The sequence below is a fragment of the Acinetobacter sp. PK01 genome, from assembly GCF_022819285.1.
Classification (GTDB): Bacteria; Pseudomonadota; Gammaproteobacteria; order Pseudomonadales; family Moraxellaceae; genus Acinetobacter; species Acinetobacter tandoii.
In genome coordinates, this window is sequence record NZ_CP094643.1 from 691,634 (window position 1) to 708,786 (window position 17,153).

Below are 17,153 nucleotides of genomic sequence, written 5' to 3' on the forward strand. Positions count from 1 at the left end.
GTTGAAAACGGTGTATGTTAATCATGCACCGTTTTTATTGGGGAACATTTGTGATTTGGGCAAAACAGAAAGAAGAGCAACACTTAGCAGAAGACACACGAAAAATAGATGCCAAAATTCAAGCCTATGCCAGTAAAGTTCAGACTTTTTTGACTCAAATTAACCAGATTATTTTAGATAAAGAACAACAAACCAAGTTGGCGCTAAGCTGTTTGTTGGCAGGTGGACATGTACTTTTTGAAGATTTACCTGGTTTAGGAAAAACCACGCTTTCAAGTGCTTTGGCACATATTGCAGGTCTGCAATTTCAACGTATTCAGTTTACCAATGATATGTTGGCGAGTGATGTGATTGGCGTCAATATGTTTAATCAAAAAGAGCATATGTTTGAGTTTAAACACGGTCCAATTTTTACTCAAATTCTTTTGGCTGATGAAATCAATCGTTGTAGCCCGAAAACGCAAAGTGCTTTATTAGAGGCGATGGAGGAGGGTGCGGTTACTGTCGATGGGATTCGTTATGCCTTACCGCAACCGTTTTGGGTGATTGCAACACAAAACCCGCTATTTCAGAGTGGAACATACGCCTTACCTGAATCTCAGCTAGATCGCTTCTTAATGCGGTTGTCTCTGGGCTATCCTTCGCGCTCAGCAGAAAAATTATTATTACAGCAAGATTCAAGACAAGTTTTAATTTCAACTTTGGCACAAGTCTTTCAGCAAGATGAGATATTGCAATTACAACATTTGGTGCAGCAGGTTTATGTGGGCGATGTTGTCATGGATTATCTTCTAGATTTGGCGCAAGAAAGCCGTAAAGGGCGTCACGGTTTATCAACACGCGGGCTATTGGCATTAAAAAAAGCAGCACAAGCACATGCTTTAATCGAACAGCGTAGTTTCGTCACTGCGGATGATGTCCAAGCTGTTTTTGTTGCGGTTACGGCACATCGAATAGGTCTTAGTGAAAGTGAAACTGCACAGCTTATGCGACAGATTCCGATCAGTTAATGGCAAGGAAATTTACGTTGATTCAGTCATTGTGGTCGAAATGGACAAAAAAAAGATTTAGTTTTGAGCAACAGAAAGCATTGACGCAAAAAGATGTGTTGGTTTTTATGTATCAGCAAGGTTACTTATATCTGGTATTGATTTTAATTACCTTTATTGCGGGGGTAAATTATGCCAATAATTTAATTCTTGGTTTTTGTTTTCTGATTAGTGCCATTTTATGTATTAGTTTTTATCTTACCTTTAAGCAATTGCATGGTTTGCAGATTGAAGTTTCCTATACGGAACTGGGGCAAGTGGGGCAGCCTTTAAGCTTAGAGCTCTACTTTAAACAGTCTCAACCTCAAGCACGTTATTTATGGATGAGTGTTGATACGCAGATACATCGGATCATGTTTGCAGATCTTCGATATTGCTATGTAATTGAACTCAAAGCAAATAAACGTGGAGCATTTGAATATCCTACAATCAAGCTTTTTTCAGTCTATCCTTTTGGATTAGTTCGGGCATGGACTTATATGTATTTAAAAGGGCAATCTTGGATTGCACCTCATGCTCAATATTCAATAATGCAACAGCAGTATTCACGACAAGCACAGGAATTAGATTTGGATGAATTTCGAGAGTTACGCGATTTTCGACAAGGTGATTCTATCCAAGCTGTTTCTTGGAAGCAGGTGGCGCGAGGACAAGGGCTTTATGTGAAAGTTTTTGAGCAACATGATGATTTACATAGCATAGATATTGATTATCTACATATGCCGAGTACAGATCATGAAGAAAAGTTGAGTTTGATGATGGGGCTGGTCGAACAATGTGAGCAACAGCAATATGCTTATCGTTTACTTCTACCACATGCTGAACTGGTCAAAGGGCTTGGGGAGCAACAAATGCTACAAGCTAAACGGTTGCTGGCACAGGCTTAAATAATGAAAAATACACTTAGCTCTTCGGTCAAATTAACCATTTTATTAAGCTTAAGTTTAATTTTGATAGCGCAAGCTGCATATTTGCCAATAATGCTTTCGGCACTTCTACTGACTGCGATTACAACGCTATATATTCATTTTAGACAAAGTGAATTACACGCTTTTTCAAAATTGTGGACAGCTTTGGGGGTACTCGCAGCACTTGCGAGCATTTATTTTAGCTATGGCACCTTTATTGGCGTTGAGGCTGGAGTTGCTATATTAACCACGTTTCTTTTTGCAAAAGCCTTAGAAATTAAAAATACGCGTGATGTCATTATTATTTTTAATTTTGCTTTATTCGTGGCTGCGAGTTCATTTTTATTTAGCCAGTCCATCTGGATGGCAAGTATCGTACTTGCCTGTTTAGTTAGTTGTTTTATGGGGTTATATCGGCTTCAAACCGCAGGTTTTCAGCATCAAGAGAGCATAACAGGTGGGTTTAAGCAGGATTTAAAACATGTTGCAAAGTTCATAGGCCTCGCGCTACCTTTTTTTGTGTTGCTGTTCTTATTTTTTCCACGCTTACCGCCGTTATGGCATATCCCCCTTCCTGAAAATAAAGCCGTTACAGGCATGAGTGATCGCATGTCTCCAGGAGATATTGCAGAATTATCTCAATCCAGTGCTTTAGCATTCCGTATTTTGGGGGATATGTCGAAGCTACCACCACGTTCAGAGCTGTATTGGCGAGCGATGGTACTCGATCACTATGATGGTCAAACGTGGACCAGTAGCCCATTTAATCAGCAAAATTATAACTCTGAAAATCAGACACGACTGGTTCAGCACGTGCAGTTTAAATATCGATATTTAGCAGCGGATCCGCAGAGCAGTTGGGTCATGGGGCTGGATCAATCGATCCCGAATAATCCTCAATATTTCTTAAAAAAAGATGGCAGTATCGTGCCAAATCGCGCTGTACAGTTGAATGAACCGATAGATTTACAGTGGTTAGGAAAAAGCACTCTTGCTGATTTTGTTAAAGAGGATCCAACTACTAGAAAAAGTACCACTAAATACCCAGCGCATTTGGATCTTCGCGCACAAAAATTAGCACAGCAATTATTTGAACAAGCGGGTCATGATCCAGAACGATATATCCATCATGTTATTGATTGGTATAAGCACCAACATTTTGCATATACCCTACAGCCAGGATTACTGGGACAGAACCGTATTGATGATTTTCTTTTTCAATCGAAGCAAGGTTTCTGTGAACATTATGCATCAAGTTTTGCTTTATTGATGCGATATGTGGGACTGCCAGCACGTATTGTCGTGGGATATCAGGGAGGAGATTTAGCACCCGATGGTAAAAGTTGGGAACTTAGACAACTCGATGCTCATGCGTGGACAGAAGTAAAGTTGCATGGTAAATGGATGAGGATTGATCCGACAGCGATTATTGTACCACAGCGCATAGACTCAGGGATGCAAAACTATATGGATGCTGAGCAAAATGTTTGGGGAGCAGAAAGGTTTAATGTGAGTTATCAGCAGTATGCTTTACTAAAAAAAATGCGTATTTGGAGTGATTATGCAAGCTATCAATGGCAAAGTAAGGTAGTTGGCTATAATGCCGAATCACAACAAAGCTGGTTAACTCGTTTAGGTATTCGTTCAACCTATGCAATGGTTATGGTATTGGTCTTGAGTGTTTTATCTCTTTTAGCAGGGTATTTTCTTTTTATCGTTTATCTAAAATGGAAAAATATCTCTGAAATTGATCGTTTACTTTGGCGGTTTTCTAAAAAATTACAGCATGATTTACGTAAGCAGGAGTCTGAAACAATCACTGTTTGGATGCACCGCCTTAGTGATGAAATAGAAATGGATGATATCCAGATCTTTGAAAATATCGCACATTTACACCGAAAGATTATGTATGCACCGAAGCATAGTGAGCAAGAGATTGAACAATTTGCTGAAATGCTTAAAACTTGCACGTTTGTATTGAAAAATAAAAGAAAGATCTTGTCTAAGTGAAAAAAACTGAATATTATGCGTGACATATAGGCGTATAGCTCAGTTGGTTAGAGCGCTACGTTGACATCGTAGAGGTCTCCAGTTCGAGTCTGGATATGCCTACCAAGACAAAATAAGGGTTTACAAGCAATTTCAACGACTTGTAAGCCCTTTTTTTATGGTTTGAGTTTTGTTGTTTTGCCTAGATATTTTAAAAAATAGTAGAAATAATTAATAAACTTCCCCAGAAATGCACCAAGAATTGCACCAATGAAAATGCCAAAGCCCGTTAAAAGAGGCGATGTTTACCGTATTCAGCTTCAAATTGATGGAAAACGTGTATCTTGCACCCGTGACACCAGTCGAGAATGTGAACAGTGGGCTGCGAAAAAAATATTAGAGTCCAAAATTGCTACCAGAGAAGAAGAGCAAGGGATTAAGCCTAAATTTTCGTTTAGAGAGTTGGTCGATCACTACTACGAGCATGTTGGCCAATATAAAGAGTCTAAAAGTTCCCGCAGTTGGATTAAAGGTCAGCTTGGTATATTTGATGAAAAATTTGGTTTTCTGTCGGGTACGTCTGTGCATGACATTACTCCAAAGCAACTGACCAACTGGCGCAACCGCCGATCTGGAGAGGTTGGGGCGAATACGGTTTTAAAAGAGATCTCTTTTTATAGTGCTATTTTTACTTATGCACAAAAAGAGCTGTTTCTAATCGATGAAAACCCATGGATGCTGATTACCAAGCCGAAGAAGCCAAAAGCGCGATCGCGTCGTATTCATAAGTCTGAAATTGAGTTAATGCTGAAAGCGTTGGATTATGAAGTGGGGGAAACTCCAGTTTTGCCACAGCATTATGTCGCATGGGGATTTTTGTTTGCTTTGGAAACGGCTGTACGTCGGGGTGAATTAATTACGCTACAAAAGAAAGATGTGCATGAGCATCATATTCACCTGCCGAAAACCAAGAATGGTGAGCCTCGCAATGTACCTTTGACTGAAGAAGCGCGGGCATTGTTGGATTTGATTAAGCATGATGGTAAAAAGGTGATTCCGCAGTCTGAAAATGCGTTTCGGTTAATGTGGGAAAGACGAAAGGAAGCGGTGGGTTTAAGTGGTCTGCATTTTCACGATACCCGACATGAAGCCATTACGCGGATGGTTCGGGTTAGAAAATTGCCTGTAGAAGTGTTGGCCAAGATTACTGGACATAAGAAAATTGATGTGTTGGTGAATACTTACTACAACCCCAATGCGGATGATTTGGTGGAAGCGTTTAACAGGCATAATTAAACCCGCGCTAGGCGGGTGATTAATTGGTTTTTCTTATTCCTTTCTGCGTCTGTGGGTGCGGGAGGTTTTGGACAGCATGGCATCTGCCAGTTCAGGGTCATATAAATGTTTGCCACAAGTTCCCTGGTTAATGGTTGCCAGTTTGGTTCGGACTGTGGTGTTGGATAAGCCATATTTTTCGGCAAGTTCTGAGGCAGATACGAGTTTACGTTTACCTAAATTTAGGGCTGTGACTTTGCCACCAAAGAGTTTTTGACCCAGTAAAATTTCAGGTGCTCGGTCTGCTTCAACCGTAATCACGTACTCAGCCATTTATGCCTCCCTTGTGTACCACTGTTCTGAATTGTGCATGAGTTAAGTTTCTATATTTACTGTTGTTTTGTATTTTCATGAGTTGGGTGTTCCTGAAATGGCAGGATTTTGGAATATCCAACAGCGAACGGTGTGTTCGCGCAGGGTTCGGTCTTCCAGTGCGTTTTTGACTTCGTCCGCAGGGTAGCGGTGGCTTTTCACGACTCGGCTTTTATCGACAAACTTATAGCGTCGGCTAGAGGTTAAAAGGTTCTTCATTTCTTTAATGTCTGGGAGCTGCTGATAGTTTTTGGCTGCAACTTTGTAGACTTCGTTTAGGTTGATGGCAATTTGGTGCGCATCATGCTCGAAATGGTTAATTGAGAAGTCGCTAGAACGGCTTGAATTGAGGTATTCGTAAACGTCCCAGAACTGTTCTACCAGTGGATGATCTCCATTGAGCTGTTTAACGCGTTCATGTGCCATGTCGAATAGCATGTCTTTGGCGGCGCAGACATCTTCAAGGTCTAAAACATCGTGTAAAACGTGCTTTGCCAAGGCATCAATCAGGGCTGAAACCTGTGCATGGCAGAGGGCAATACGGGTATGGGTAATGCCGTTGTTATGGAACTCTTTTTCAATCTGTTCGAGTTTTTCTGCATAGGTTTGAAGAAATGCAGTTTCATGACGCAGGCAATGGGTCATGTAGGTGCAGGCATCTTCAATGTTCATGCGGTCGAGTTCATCGACTATGCGTTTGGTTTCGAGTGACTGTCCTTTACGGTCGAAATAGAGGTGTAAAGTACGGGTCAGAATCGCTTCGGATGCCTGAATAGCGGTGTTTTGGCTAATCATGATGGCACCACGAAATGGCGGCTCATAGGTTTCATTGCCTGCGGTTTTTAAGCCTTTAGAGCGAATGGCACGACCGTTGTAGGCATCTTTCAGTTCATCCCATGAAAACTTGGGTTTACCTACGGCATTGCCGTTTTGGTCGTTGCGGTCACCCTCAATAAGTACGACAGGCAAGTTAGAGATTTGGGCGAAATTACGGTACACCGCGACATTGGTGGATTTGTTGGCATCGAAACCTTCATAGTCTGGTCGACCTGAGAGCTTCCACATAAATTCGATAAGGCGTGATTTACCTGCACCTGCTTCCCCGACAATTTCGATAAAAGGGAAAGAGCTGTGCATAGCGCGGATTTGCTCGGCGAAGTATGAGCCTGTCCACCACGCCAGGGCGATAAGTCCTTTTGCGCCACGGACACGGTAAAAGTCTTTCCACCATGTCGGTTGAAAGGTGGATTTTGGATTGAGCTGAACATTTGGGCTGTTTGCCAAGGTCTTTAATTCAATACGACCAACTTTGTAGAAGTCATGGTCATTAATGTCGATGACTTGCCCTTTGTAGACGGCATGTTGGTTAAAAATGTAAGCCTTAAATTCTTTGCTGTAGCCAATAAAGTCGATGGTTTTGACTTCACGTAAACGCTCGGTTTGATTTTTCATGAAGGTTAAAAGCTGATGGTCATTGCCTGTCCACCATGCACCAACCTGAACCGACAACAGGCGTGGGGCAAACTTTCCTTTTGCCGAGATTTGGTCCGCAGTAAAGGTGGCTTTCATTTCCTTTTCTGAGTCTAAAATTTGGAAGTAGTACCAGGACTCATCGGTAATTTCATTGCGCTGAAAATACAGTGGGTTGAGCTGACGATTACAGATTTCGGAAACGGCAGCACATTGCTGTAAAGCCAGTTCACGCTTTTGGTTATCGAGTAGTAAATCACGCTCTGGATCTGCTTCTATGCGTTCCAGTTCTTTGGTGTATTTGTCCATGTCAAGGTTGAACCAGTACAAGCGAAAGTTGTGGTTAAACCAGAAGGTTTTTCTACGGGCATCCTTATAGTTGTAAATGAGCAAACCTGCTTGCTCTGGAGATTCGGCGATAAGCAGTTCACCATAGTGTTTGTACTGGTCGCGGTATTCGGAATGAAGTTGGTCTCGTTGGTAAAGGTCATTCCAGTCCAAAGTACCTGATGGCAGGGCTGCGGTAGAGTCCCATTTTTCCTGTAAGGCACGAAGGTGAAACTTCTTGATGGCCTTTCTGCCTGCTTTGTCGTTGTCGAATGCCCAACGTAGACGCGGACGGTCTTTTTTGAGTTCGATACAACGTTCGGCAATTTGCTTGAGGATAATGCTTGGATAGTTAGAGGTTGAAAGGGTCGCAATGCTGGGCTGTTTGCTAAAACTCAGCGCAATAGCATTAAAAATGCCCTCAGTAATCCAGATAGAAGGTGCATTACACAAGGCATCGAGCTTGTCTAAAGTCCAAGCGTGACCTTCGTATTTGCCTATGAAGTTTGCTTTTTGACGACCAAAACGTTCTGGTCGGTCGATAAAGCGTTCCCAATAAATGCCATCTGCCAGTTTAAAACGGACGGTTGCGGTAACTTCGTTTGGGTATTTGAGGTCATTTCTGAAGAGTTCTTGGGTGTATAAACCTTTGAGCAGGTTTGGGTCTAAACCACGAGCATGAAGCAGGTAAGCGTCTGCTGCGGCATGTGGGTTTTCTTTGGTGCGTGGAAAGTCTTTAGACCAGTCTTTGAATAGGTCTTCACAGATTTCTTTGACGTGTTCTTCATAGCCGCATTTGTTGAGGCGGGCGCATTTGACCACACGCGGATTGACTGCGTGCGTGTAGAGTTCCTTCTTGCCACAGTTGGGGCAAATTCCCTGACGATACCAGTCTCCAACACGCTTAAAGCTGAAGAGCTGATTTATTTTTTCGTCGATGAGAACGTTAATATTTGACATGTAGACCCACTAAAATTTAACGACTTAACTGTATGAGTTTGTGTACTTTTTTACTTTTTTGTAGCAATACGATGTGCATAAAAACTGCTTTGATTACAATTGCGTGTCGTTTGGGGTGTCTTGCAGTTCGGGATGGTGCTTGACCATAAAATCACGGATATAGATGGCAATTTTAGTGTCTTTCTCGAATGCGATTTTCTTTAGGGCTTTGAGCTGTTTTTTAGTCCAACGTACTTGGGTTAGTTCTGTGTGCTTTGGTTTTGTTTGAATGTTTGTTGAAGTCATGCGAAAATCACCATTAATCGTACTTAGATACTTAGTGTTTCTAAATTTAGTACTAAATATGGTGTTTTACAAGTGCTTTTTTAGGAAAAAGTATGAAAAATGATGATTTATTGACTCGTGGTGGTCGTTTAAAAGCAGAACGGAAGCGTTTGGGGATACAGACTCAGGACGAACTTGCAGAAATACTTGGGGTAAAAAAGAACTCGGTTGGGCGTTTTGAGAAGCATAACGAGCCTTTGAACACGGACTATTTGGACAAGCTGGAAGACCACGGCTTTAACATTCCGTTTATTTTGTGGGGCAAACAACCTGTAAAAAGTGGTGAGCTTTCTGATGAAGAACTGAAGCTGCTAGAGCTGTACAGACAGACGCGTGAAGAAATGCGTGGGGGATTGGTTTCACTTGTTGAGACTTATTCAAATCAATTTAAAAATTAATCTTCATTTATAAAGAACTGAGTATGCTAAACATTTTAATTGGTTGTTTTTTAGGTTTTTTCATCTGTTTTGTTGTTTTTAGATGGGTTATACCAAATCTTCCTGAAAGCTTTAAAGAGAAAGTTAAAAAATATTTTGTACCTGCTGTCATAGTGGCCATAATCTTATTAGCATTAATATTATATTTTTTCTTGCCATTAGCTTTTAAATTTGTAGCAATAAATTTGTGGGGGATTCCTGAGACCATAAAAAATTCTAAAGGGGTCGTCACAGGCACCCTTCAATTGACAGATCTAGGGCCTCTAGGTGATATTTACGGAAGTTTGAACACTTTATTCACATCATTAACTCTTGGAGTAATCGCTTATACAGCTATTTTGCAATATAGAGTTTCAAAGGTGATGCAGAAAGATTCATTTAAGAATATGTTTTATAGTTTGTTGGAACAAAATAGAGAGATTATAAATAGTATAAAATTTCCTCAATTTGAAAAAATTGGCCTAATTAAAGTTAAGAGTGAAACTTGGGATTCTGTAAAAATATTCAGTGAATTATCAGATACATTTACGGAATTTTTAGAGAAAAATCATCATAGAATTGAATCCCTCACCAAAGAAGATGTCAGAAAGGTTTTACGTAATTTTGTTACTGATAAAACGAAAAATACGAGATCTAATGGTTTCTATTCTAGTTTTAAAAACTATAAGTCATTAATCAATTACGTAAAGCATGAAGAAATTCTTAATGAAGAAGAAAAATCTTTTTATTTCAGCGTAATTAGAAATTCTATGTATTATGGTGAAAAAAAAGCTCTGTTGTTGTTAGTAATAAGTAGTAGTAATGATGAGTATTTGGAATGCTTTAAAGATACTTCACTATTAGATTTAAAGTTAAAAATTCTGAGTAGAGATTTGATTGAAGAAAGAGAGAAAAAAGAAAGATTAATACGATTTATTAAGCATTTCAAAGTTGATCCTTCTTTATTTAAGAATGGTGACCTTCTTAAATAACAAAAACCCCAGCCTAAGCTGAGGTTTTTGTTTATTTGTTCCGTACCGCTTTAGAGATCTGTTCGACCTGATAGTGAAGGGTATTAATGATGGCTGTAAACTCTTCATCTTTTAAAGTGTCATCAATTTTCATTTTGGTCATGGCGTAAAGGAAGTGTTCTAAGTTTTCAAGTGGATATTGAATTTCTTCCAGTATTTGTTCGGCAGTCATATCTTTATGGCTGTTAATTTCGATTGTTGAATGCATTGCTCCCCCTGTCTATTGATCATGGGTTTATTTTCTAAAAAATCTGTACCGAAATATAGCGTAGTGCGACCTGTAGTGTCGCACTACAACATGAATATGTAACCAATTCAAGTTTACTGCATAAGCAAGGCGCTGTGTGGCTTTGCTCTACTTTGGAATACGAAGCATCGGTACAGTGAACGGTCAATGGTGCTACGCACAGCGACAGAGTGGTCTATACACTGGGGGAATGGCGCAGTACTGGTTTTTAGCTGCTGTATAAGTTGCTTTTTGGGTGGCAAAGTTGGAATGCAGGCAAGCAGTTGGCTGAGGTTTAGCGCAATGGTGTTGGGCTTTGCACTGTGGTTGAGTTGGTCTATGCCGTAGTCGTAAATGAGCGACCAGATGTTTTGCAGCACTGGCGATGCTCCCAACGCACACAGGCAAGCGATAGGTACAGTTTCCTTTTGTAGTTTGTGCTGATGAAACCAAAGGACTTCGGCAGTTTCGATAATGCCTTGAGCATTAGTCAGAAGTTGGCTAACGCTAAGTTGTGGGCCGCCCGACACCAGTTGGACGATGGCGCCTGTTTTTAGTTCGTCCCCACAAATGTGTTGGTTTTGCAGTTGGGTTGCCATGTGGTTGAAGGCTTGGATGTAGGCTTCTTTTATTTGGGCTGATTTTGCGCCAGTAAAACCCATAACTAAAAAGATAAAGCCGTCTTTGGTCATTTCATAATATTTGGAATCGCGGGTGACAGCTCCAGCCTGAATAGGTTGCACGTGGGCTGAAAAGTTAGCCCACGTGAATTCAGGTGAACATTCTAGGTTTTCAATTTTCTGTAGAACGTTTTTATGGTGCTTACCAAAGTATTCGGCAACTTTTAAGCTGTCGGTTTTGATGAGGTCGTTTTGTATATAGACCGCATGTTCGATGTCGATAAGTTCGTTCATGATTATGCTCCCCAAAATAGAATGGAGAAGGTCATGGCAGCTATGCTTATAAATACAGTGGCTTCGACAAAGTTCTTGAGCAGTTTTTGGTGTTTGAGTTTTCTTTGGCGTAGGAGGTACGCGTTTAGATCGTAGATGGGGGTGTGTTCTTGTACTTTATTTTGCGTGCACGAATGCGTAGAAGCGAATGTTTTCATTGGCTTGTCCTGTTAGTCAAGTTTTAAACCTGACACCATCACTTTCCTAGGGTAATGGTGGCAGACTGAACAAGGCTAGGAAAACCGTTCTAACAGTAACGGCCAGCGCGAAGCTGCCTCATCCAGCCTACCAAAAAAGGCGTAGCCGAATTTTACGCAAAAAAATAGCCGCATGGGCGGACTTTTTTACGCCTGTTAGATTATGCAGGTTTCCTAGGCCTGACCACAGATTTTGCTGTGGTAAATTTAGAGTAGCTTAGATACTATAAGGGAGTCAATACTTTATAAAAAATTATGAATTGGGTGGGAAAGTGCTATATCTAGCTGACTTTATTGTGGGTGTTTTTTCTATTTTTATTTTTTCATTATTTTATTATCTAATTAAACCAAAACATTTCTTTTTGACTATTAATCATCAGCAACTATCACGAGGAAATATTCTCTTATATTGGTTTGTAATTACATTAATCATCTTCATTATGCTTTGTATAGCAGTACCTAAGCAAACTATGCCAAAAGACAGTGATGTAGATGCGATTCTATATTTGATTGGTATGGTTGCTGCGTTCTTTTTTCTTAGATATGGAAGCAAGAAAAAATTTAATATTTATAAAAATAATAAGGTAAGTGTGCAAGCTAAACCTCAAAATATTCCTGAAAGCGTACCTGAAAAAGTACCTGAGCTTCCAAGTTATAAAGAGCCGACACTTTATGTTTCACCAAGTAGTCCAAGTTATCAGCCTTGGAATGAAATTCCAAAATTTGATAGTGATGATGAAGATGAATTCCATCATGAAGTTAAAGAACGTTCAGGTGTAGATTTATCGGCTTTATATCGATATGAGCTTGATTATAAAGATAGATTTGGGAAAGTAACTACAAGATTCATTGATGTAACTGGTGTGCAAAAAGAGTGGGGAAATAATCGCTGGTATTTTGTCGCAGATACGGCAGAAGGTGAACGAACTTTTAAGTCTGAGCGTGTAATTGAATTAAGAGATAACTGGACGGGTGATGTGTTTAGTACGTCTAAGTCTGTTCGTGATCATTTAGTTAAAAATTATCCAGAAGTTGATGATGCTTTTGAAGATTGAAATTTTTTAAATGTTTATAGTTTTGAGAGGGTTTTGGGGTGAGTAAAATGTTAGTTACAGAATTTAAAATTCATTCAGTACTGATTGATTTTAATCAATAAAAATAAAGAGAATAGAAATGTTGTTTAGACCATCTGATATTGAAAATCTTAAAGTTTGTGACAGTTTAGCTATAAGTTTAAATATTTCTTATGATCTTATCTTTGTTGGAAATCCAATTTATCCAATTGGTAGTAAAGAATTTAAAGATCTTGAAGGTATATTTTTTGGACTATATGATTTTATTCTAAAATTAGATAGGTACTTTTACGCCAATAATATTGTTGAGGTGACTTTTGTAAATAGGTTCGATACACTTATAAATCATTTAAATGATGAATATTTAAATGTAAAAATTAAAAATAATTTGATGGTTTTATTTGAGGCAATGCTTGATTTTTGTGAGGGTCCTGAAAAGTTTCATAATTACAATAATGAATTTGATATTGATGTAAAAGCTATTCGTAGAAAAATCCACGACTTTGTTGAAAATAAAGATTTAAATAATGGTTCTTATGTTAATGATGATTCTGAAACTATTAATCATAAAATAAATGATTTAAATGCTAGAATGGAAGCATTATACAGTAGAATCGATGATTTATTGGTTACAGGTGAAGGCAGAATAAATCAAATACATCGAGAAATAAGTGCAAAAGGTTCTGAGACTTTAGCCAATTTACAGCTAGAAATTAGTAATTTACAGGCGAGTACAGAACAAAATATTACTCAACAAATTGAAAAAATTAAAACAGATCTAGCCAAAAGTAAGACCGAACTTGTCGAATTATTTGGGGATTTAGAGTCATATAAAAGTATTGTGAGTCATGAAACTGAAAAGGAAGTTTCAAAGCACTATGCAAAAAAAGCCTTTTGGGAAATGTTGACTTATTGGGCAGCAACCATACTTAGTATTGTGATTATTGTTGTATCTATATGTTTGGCTTGGTCTGGTTTAAATGGTTACTTTGAAACATATGTCCAAGAAACAGATCCAGTAAAACTAAAAGCCTTAGCCCAAACAGCTAGATATGCAGAAATCTATCTTGGTTTTAGATTGGTTCTTTCATTCTTATTATTTTCTACTGTTATTTATACAAGCCGAATTGCATACAGAGCATATATTCACTGGCGTCACAGTGAAAGCATGAAGCTAAAGTTAAGCTCGTTACGTCCTTTCATTAACCAATTAGAACCTGACGATCGTAAACAAATTCATAAAGACCTTGTGCCTGATTACTTTGGTAAAGATGCAGGCATGATTGATGTTGCTGGTGAGAAATTTAAAGACTTCCCAACAAATGTCAGCGCAGTAGTTATGAAAGCTATGGATCATGCGAATGGGGCATTGGGTAATTCTAAAAAAGATGAACCTGCTAAAGATGATAAAAGTTCGGCTGAAAAAGATAAGAAGGAAGAGGCTTGATAGGTCTCTTTGACTAGATTTTGTTTTGTAGATTTTTATAAGATTTGGGAGGGGTTTTGGGGTGAGTGCTAAAATGTCAAATATCGCTTTAGGAGCAGAAGCCCTTTTGGAACAAAATGCTCAATTTCAGAAATTACGAAATGATTTAATTATTCGTTTGGATATAATTTCAAATAGTAAGCTTTTTTTATATTTGGATAGAAATGAGAAATATAAAGATATATCTTCTAAGTTTGAAAAAATTAGAATCCTTTTGGATGATTTTAATGTATCAAATGAATTGTCTCTTTTGGTGCATATTGATGGTTTTGTAAAAAGATTAGAAGACATTGTAAAAACAATTGAAGTTAAAAGTGAAGAAGTTAGTTTGGTACATGATTTTTGGGATCATGATTTTAAATTAGATGAATCCCAGTCATATCAAATTAATGAAATAGTTAACTTTATATATGGCAGTTTTTTAAATTTTCAAATTATAAAAAAAACATTTGATGATTTGGTTTTCGATTATTTGAAAACTGCAGCTAATCAAATTGATGAAGAAATAAGAGCTTTTAGGCGTACACGAGCAATTTCTGATAATGCCAAAACTGAAAACTTTTATGATCAGGCAGTAATAAAATATCGTAGTTTAGAAAATGATTATAGAAGGTATTTTTTTATAGCAATAGGAATTACTGTTGGGCTTTCTCTATTAGGTTTGTTTGTTAAAAATTGGTTAGTCACAAATGAATATTTAGGAAATATCGAGTTTTGGGTCCTAAAACTTTCAATCCTTGCTGTAGGTATTACCTTAATTACTTATTTCTTAAAACAATCTGCTCACTATCAACGCCTTGCCGACCAAAACTACCAAACTCAAGTAGAGCTACAAGCCTATCCAAGTTTCATGGAAAGTATTCCAACTGAAGAAGCCGCTTCAGTACGTAAAGAACTTGCGCTGAAATACTTCGGACGTGAAATAGATGGCGCAGCTCATAAGGACATGAGTAACCTGATCTCTGACCAAATGAAAAGCACAACTGAAATGGTGAAGGCTGCGACTGATGTGTTGAAGGCGAAGGGGTAGAGTATGGCGGTTAATTTGAATAGTGACTTAGATGCGACCCAAGTATTCCTAAAAATTTTAGAACAAAATTATGGCCTAGAACTTATCTATGCTTTGATCGTTATTGCATCGTTAGTGGCATCTACTTATTTCATTGCTAAATCTGGTGTGGTCGCAGGAATACGAGACTATTCAGACCACAGAAGAAAAAAGCGTAACGAACAAATTACTGAGCATGAAAAGCTTTTAGAAGATGAGTTTTTAAAAGAATATGCTAGTGAGTTGGAGTACCACGTTAAGGTTTCAAAGCTTGAGAATTATCTAAATATCAAAAATAAAGATTTAGATTTGCTATCACTTATTATGTCGTGTCGTGACCGAGTAAAAGCGGTAAAGCTGTTTAAAATAGGAAAAGATTATCTTGAAAAGGATGAAGAAACCAATCTATACAAATTAAAGCCTAAGTATACTGAGAAGAAATTAAAGTCTGATTCTTTATGGGGTACATTTTGGTACATTCTTATTAATATATTTGGGGCAAGCCCTTTAATTTTAATGATACTTCTTCCTGTCCTTTACAAAGAACAGGCCCCAGCAATTTCAAGTAGTGTATTCACTGTAGTGTTTCTCTTTTTTATCGCGGTTTTCATATTTTCTTTGTATGTACTTTGGGGCTTTTTAAAGCCAGAAGCTGCACAGAATTTTTTAAAACTAGAAAAAATTAACAAAGATAAAAGTAAAAGAAATGCTTTAGACGAAGCTGCTTAAAAGGGTTGATACATTACCTTTTGCATAATGTATTTGCATTTGTTTTGGGTGGAATAAGATAAATTAATGGGCAAGAGAAGGGCTTAGTGGATGCTAAATAAATTAGAGAAATCTTTGGAAACGACTTTATTAGGGTTTAAGAATTAAGATGACATTAAATTCTCAAATTAGGATGGACCAAATTTTAACTGAATTTAAAGGTTTTTATCAGTTATTTCTTGATGGAAAAGTTATTTTTCCTGATGACTATTCTGAAAATGATAAAATTGAGTTCAAGTCAGGAATGGATAGTTGTGCGAGAACTATCCAAGACTTTTATAGGTTTTTGCAAGATAATAAAAATTTAATAGATGAAGTATTAGATCAATATATCTCTGAGAAATTAGATTCATTATCCGTTTACCATATTAGAAAATTAAAGTTTGGTAAAGATGGAAAATTTATTTATGGAGATAAATGGATACCTACTAATGTTATGGGTTGGCTAGATGAATATAAAATTTTTGCATCAAACTTTATTAGTCAAAAAATGTCAGCTAAGAAGATGATTGATGATGAAGTGAGTGTGTTACGCAGTAAAATTGAAAACTATACAGCAGCCCAAATTTTTGAAGGAAATTTAGAGGCTTATAATATTTATAACACGAGTAGTAAGAATAATTTTAATTTAGCAATTTTTTTTGAACTCCTCTTTATTGCAGTTCTAATTGGTGCAGGTATTTTTACGTATGCGTCGTTTGAAAAATATCAGTCATTAGAAACACTTATGAATACACAGTCAATAATTTTTTTTATTGTCTCCAAAATTTTTATGACTGGTATTGTTGTTGCGCTCTGTACTTATTTTATTAAGCGTTCATCTCAACATAGAAAGATGGCACAGATTGAGCAGTCTACAGCTTTAGAGTTAAAAGCTATGGGACCTTATTTAAAAGGTGTATCAGACGAAAAGATTGAAGAAGTAAAGTTATCACTTATATCGAAGTATTTTGGTGTTACAAGAGTTGAAAATGAAGATTTTCATATCAATGAGGCTTTATTAAATAATTTAAAAGCAGCATCAGAAATTCTTAAAGCTAGTTCAGAAGCTGCTAAGTCTGTTGCAGATGTTGCTAAAAAGTAAACCATGTAAAAGCTCGAAAACGAGCTTTTAAATGAACATTAAGAATGCTTATGGCAGTTAAAACCATAATTTTAGTGCTGCAATAATATACGAACATCGCCAGATGATCATGCACAATAAAATGAGAATACTAACTTTCCAGTAGCCATATTTTTCCATGATTACCTCTAAACTTTTGATGATTAATGCTATACTTT

General features: G+C 37.7%; 17 protein-coding genes and 1 tRNA gene. 12 read left to right on the forward strand and 6 right to left on the reverse strand.

Features of this window, described 5'->3' with window-relative positions:
* Window positions 1–14: 14 nt before the first annotated feature.
* The 5 genes from MP622_RS03265 (at window position 15) to MP622_RS03285 (ending at window position 5,242) form a co-directional block, all read left to right on the forward strand.
* Window positions 15–1,010, forward strand: coding sequence for an AAA family ATPase (locus MP622_RS03265; RefSeq protein WP_243792466.1), 996 nt, complete (start codon window positions 15–17; stop codon window positions 1,008–1,010).
* Window positions 1,010–1,936: a DUF58 domain-containing protein gene (locus tag MP622_RS03270; protein ID WP_044740301.1), complete on the forward strand. Its 927-nt coding sequence runs from the start codon at window positions 1,010–1,012 to the stop codon at window positions 1,934–1,936. Before MP622_RS03265 ends, MP622_RS03270 begins: the two co-directional genes overlap by 1 nt.
* A 3-nt stretch (window positions 1,937–1,939) precedes the next feature.
* On the forward strand, window positions 1,940–3,967 hold the full coding sequence (locus tag MP622_RS03275; protein WP_243792468.1) for a DUF3488 and transglutaminase-like domain-containing protein: 2,028 nt from the start codon (window positions 1,940–1,942) through the stop codon (window positions 3,965–3,967).
* A 28-nt stretch (window positions 3,968–3,995) separates the two neighbouring features.
* A tRNA-Val gene (locus tag MP622_RS03280) sits at window positions 3,996–4,072 on the forward strand.
* 144 nt (window positions 4,073–4,216) lie between these two features.
* Complete coding sequence (locus tag MP622_RS03285; protein WP_044738564.1) at window positions 4,217–5,242, forward strand: site-specific integrase; 1,026 nt, start codon at window positions 4,217–4,219, stop codon at window positions 5,240–5,242.
* A 33-nt stretch (window positions 5,243–5,275) separates the two neighbouring features.
* Here the strand turns inward: MP622_RS03285 and MP622_RS03290 are convergent, their stop codons facing one another.
* The 3 genes from MP622_RS03290 to MP622_RS03300 form a co-directional block, all read right to left on the reverse strand.
* Window positions 5,276–5,554 carry an HTH domain-containing protein gene (locus MP622_RS03290; protein ID WP_044738563.1) on the reverse strand — a complete coding sequence of 93 codons (279 nt, stop codon included), beginning with the start codon at window positions 5,552–5,554 and terminating at the stop codon, window positions 5,276–5,278.
* A gap of 75 nt (window positions 5,555–5,629) precedes the next feature.
* Window positions 5,630–8,350, reverse strand: a complete 2,721-nt coding sequence (locus tag MP622_RS03295) for a toprim domain-containing protein (protein ID WP_243792470.1) — start codon at window positions 8,348–8,350, stop codon at window positions 5,630–5,632.
* Window positions 8,351–8,443: 93 nt separating this feature from the next.
* Complete coding sequence (locus MP622_RS03300; RefSeq protein ID WP_243792472.1) at window positions 8,444–8,635, reverse strand: DCL family protein; 192 nt, start codon at window positions 8,633–8,635, stop codon at window positions 8,444–8,446.
* Between the two features lie 92 nt (window positions 8,636–8,727).
* Here MP622_RS03300 and MP622_RS03305 point away from each other — a divergent pair, with 92 nt between their 5' ends.
* The gene (locus tag MP622_RS03305; protein WP_243792474.1) at window positions 8,728–9,072 is read left to right on the forward strand and encodes a helix-turn-helix transcriptional regulator; all 345 of its coding nucleotides are present in this window, start codon (window positions 8,728–8,730) and stop codon (window positions 9,070–9,072) included.
* 23 nt (window positions 9,073–9,095) lie between these two features.
* On the forward strand, window positions 9,096–10,082 hold the full coding sequence (locus MP622_RS03310) for a hypothetical protein (RefSeq protein WP_243792476.1): 987 nt from the start codon (window positions 9,096–9,098) through the stop codon (window positions 10,080–10,082).
* Between the two features lie 31 nt (window positions 10,083–10,113).
* On the opposite strand, the gene MP622_RS03315 is transcribed toward MP622_RS03310, so the two are convergent.
* The 3 genes from MP622_RS03315 to MP622_RS03325 all read right to left on the reverse strand — a co-directional run bounded on the left by MP622_RS03315 (window position 10,114) and on the right by MP622_RS03325 (window position 11,458).
* Complete coding sequence (locus MP622_RS03315; RefSeq protein WP_243792478.1) at window positions 10,114–10,329, reverse strand: hypothetical protein; 216 nt, start codon at window positions 10,327–10,329, stop codon at window positions 10,114–10,116.
* A gap of 113 nt (window positions 10,330–10,442) precedes the next feature.
* Complete coding sequence (locus MP622_RS03320; RefSeq protein ID WP_243792480.1) at window positions 10,443–11,261, reverse strand: Rha family transcriptional regulator; 819 nt, start codon at window positions 11,259–11,261, stop codon at window positions 10,443–10,445.
* Window positions 11,262–11,263: 2 nt separating this feature from the next.
* Window positions 11,264–11,458, reverse strand: coding sequence for a hypothetical protein (locus tag MP622_RS03325; RefSeq protein ID WP_243792481.1), 195 nt, complete (start codon window positions 11,456–11,458; stop codon window positions 11,264–11,266).
* A gap of 311 nt (window positions 11,459–11,769) precedes the next feature.
* Here MP622_RS03325 and MP622_RS03330 point away from each other — a divergent pair, with 311 nt between their 5' ends.
* From MP622_RS03330 to MP622_RS03350, 5 genes are all read left to right on the forward strand, one after another.
* Window positions 11,770–12,552 carry a hypothetical protein gene (locus MP622_RS03330; protein ID WP_243792483.1) on the forward strand — a complete coding sequence of 261 codons (783 nt, stop codon included), beginning with the start codon at window positions 11,770–11,772 and terminating at the stop codon, window positions 12,550–12,552.
* 118 nt (window positions 12,553–12,670) lie between these two features.
* Window positions 12,671–14,017, forward strand: coding sequence for a hypothetical protein (locus MP622_RS03335; RefSeq protein WP_243792484.1), 1,347 nt, complete (start codon window positions 12,671–12,673; stop codon window positions 14,015–14,017).
* 73 nt (window positions 14,018–14,090) lie between these two features.
* Window positions 14,091–15,086, forward strand: coding sequence for a hypothetical protein (locus MP622_RS03340; protein ID WP_243792486.1), 996 nt, complete (start codon window positions 14,091–14,093; stop codon window positions 15,084–15,086).
* 3 nt (window positions 15,087–15,089) lie between these two features.
* Window positions 15,090–15,833, forward strand: coding sequence for a hypothetical protein (locus MP622_RS03345; RefSeq protein ID WP_243792488.1), 744 nt, complete (start codon window positions 15,090–15,092; stop codon window positions 15,831–15,833).
* 148 nt (window positions 15,834–15,981) lie between these two features.
* Window positions 15,982–16,956 (forward strand): hypothetical protein, encoded by a 975-nt coding sequence (locus MP622_RS03350; protein ID WP_243792490.1) that lies wholly within the window; start codon window positions 15,982–15,984, stop codon window positions 16,954–16,956.
* Window positions 16,957–17,153: the final 197 nt, after the last annotated feature.